We start from the raw sequence: 2,292 nt of genomic DNA on the forward strand, positions 1-2,292 counted from the left end.
CCGCGGGCCCGGAGCGCCGCGGGGAGCGGCCGGGCCGCGGGTTGCCGCCACCGTGCCCGATCCCCGTAGAGTGACGCGCACACCACCGTGGGCCGCTGGTCAGCGGTGTGATGTCCCGATACCGACCGGCCTGCCCCGAAAGGGACTCGACGGGGCGGCACAGAGAACGAGGGGGTGCCGGTGAGCACTGAGGCCGATCCGGTCCGGGCTCCGCTCCCGCCCGTCGTACCACCACGGCCCGCAGTGCCGCCGAGGGCCTACCGGGCCGCGGCAGCCGCGCCTCCGATAGCGACGGGGCCGCCGCCACCGCGGTCCGCGGCTCCCCCGGCGCGTCCGGAGGCGCCGGTGGCCGCTCCGGGTTCGGACAGGCGCGTGCGCGGTCCGGCCCGCACCGCCGCCGCGGCCGTCTGCCTCGTCCTGGGGTTCGGGCTGCTGGGCGGGGCCGCCGCCGGTACCTGGCTCACCGGCGGCTCCGGCGAGCGACCCGCGGCCGGCTACGCCGAGGCCCGCTCGCTGTGGCACGGGATACCCGTCGACACGCTCTTCCCCCGCACGCTGCGCGGCAAGGGCGCCGGGCCGGGGCGCGCCGACCGCCGCTGGACCCGGGTGGCGGTCGCCCCCGACGCCGACTGCCGCAACGCCTTCGACCCGAAGCTGGCCGAGGTCCTCTCGCCGGCCGGCTGCGAGCGGCTGCTGCGCGCCACCTACACCGACGAGACCGGCAGCAGCGTCACCACGGTCGGGCTGCTGTTCACCGAGACCGGTGAGAAGGGGATGCGCGCCCTGCGCGAACGGTTCGACGAGGAGAACCTCGAACTGCGCGACGGCCTGATGCCCCGTCCGTACGCGGCGCGCGGCACCGCCGCCGCCCGTTTCGGCGACGCCCAGCGCGCGAGCTGGACGATCCGGCCGCTCACCGACGCCCCCGTGGTGGTCTACACCGTCTCCGGCTTCGCCGACGGCCGTGCGGTCGGCGATCCGCAGCCGGCCTCCGAGGCCGTTCTGGAGGACCGGACCACCGCCCCCGCCCAGGCGGGCCTCGGCCACGACGCCCGCGGCATCGCCGACCGCATCGAACGCGGCCTGCGCCGCATCGTCGCTCAGGGAACCGGACAGGACCGATGAACACCACGGGCCTCCCCGCCTCCGCGGGCTCCCCGCACGCCCGCCGCTCCCGCCGTACCGGCCGCTCCCGCCGCGCCACCGGACTGCTCCGCGCGCTGCTGGCGTTCGCGGTGCTCTGCGCCTCCCTCCTGCTGACCGCGCCCGCCGCGCACGCCGACGAGGTGCGCGACCGGCAGTGGGGTCTGGACGCGGTGGGCGCGCGCGAGGCCTGGAACACCACCAGGGGACAGGGCGTCACCGTCGCCGTGCTCGACACCGGCGTCGACGCCGGCCACCCCGACCTGCGCGACCGGGTGCTGGAGGGCAGGGACCTCATCGGCTTCGGAGCCCGCCGGGGCGACGGGCACTGGGCACGGCACGGTACGGCGATGGCCGGGATCATCGCCGGACGCGGCCACGGCCCCGGTGATTCGCGGGGAGTCCTCGGAGTCGCCCCCGAGGCGCGGATCCTGCCCGTGCGCGTCCTGCTGGAGGACGGTGATCCGCAGCGGAAGAGGGCCAGGGAGGAACGCGGCGAGGCGCTGGCCGAGGGCATCCGCTGGGCCGCCGACCAGGGCGCCGACGTCATCAACCTCTCCCTCGGCGACGACAGCGCCTCCGCCCACCCCGACCCGGCCGAGGACGCCGCCGTCCGCTACGCGCTGGGCAGGGGATCGGTGGTGGTCGCCTCCGCGGGCAACGGCGGGGAGAACGGCGACCGGGCCTCCTATCCGGCCGCCTATCCCGGCGTGATCGCCGTGACCGCCGTGGACCGCGACGGCCGGCGCGCGCCCTTCTCCACGCGCCGCTGGTACGCGACCGTCAGCGCCCCCGGCGACGACGTGATCATCACCTACCCCGACCGCGAGTACTACGAGGGCTGGGGGACCAGTGCCGCGGCCGCCTTCGTCTCCGGTTGCGCGGCCCTGGTACGGGCCGCCCACCCCGATCTCAGCCCGGCGCAGGTCAAGGAGCTGATCGCGCAGACCGCCCGGAACGCCCCGCCCGGCGGACGCAGCGACGAACTGGGCAGCGGCATCGTCGATCCGGCCGCCGCCATCGAGCTGGGCGCGAAGATCGAGCCGCGGCGGCAGCGGCCGGTGGCCGAGGCGTATCCGAGCGAGTACTTCGGCGCCGGTCCGGTACCCGAGCGCGACCGCGGCGGCCGGCTGGCGCCCGCCGCCGCGG

Annotated in this window: 2 protein-coding genes; both read left to right on the forward strand. The window is 77.1% G+C overall.

What is annotated here, in order from left to right; all coding sequences use genetic code 11:
* Window positions 1-345: 345 nt before the first annotated feature.
* Complete coding sequence (locus AC2CJA_RS26225) at window positions 346-1,125, forward strand: hypothetical protein (protein ID WP_484605147.1); 780 nt, start codon at window positions 346-348, stop codon at window positions 1,123-1,125.
* On the forward strand, window positions 1,122-2,292 hold a 1,171-nt coding region (mycP, locus tag AC2CJA_RS26230; protein WP_484605148.1), incomplete at its 3' end, for a type VII secretion-associated serine protease mycosin. The genes AC2CJA_RS26225 and mycP, both read left to right, overlap by 4 nt.

This window comes from Streptomyces sp. ATLC9, from assembly GCF_057196705.1.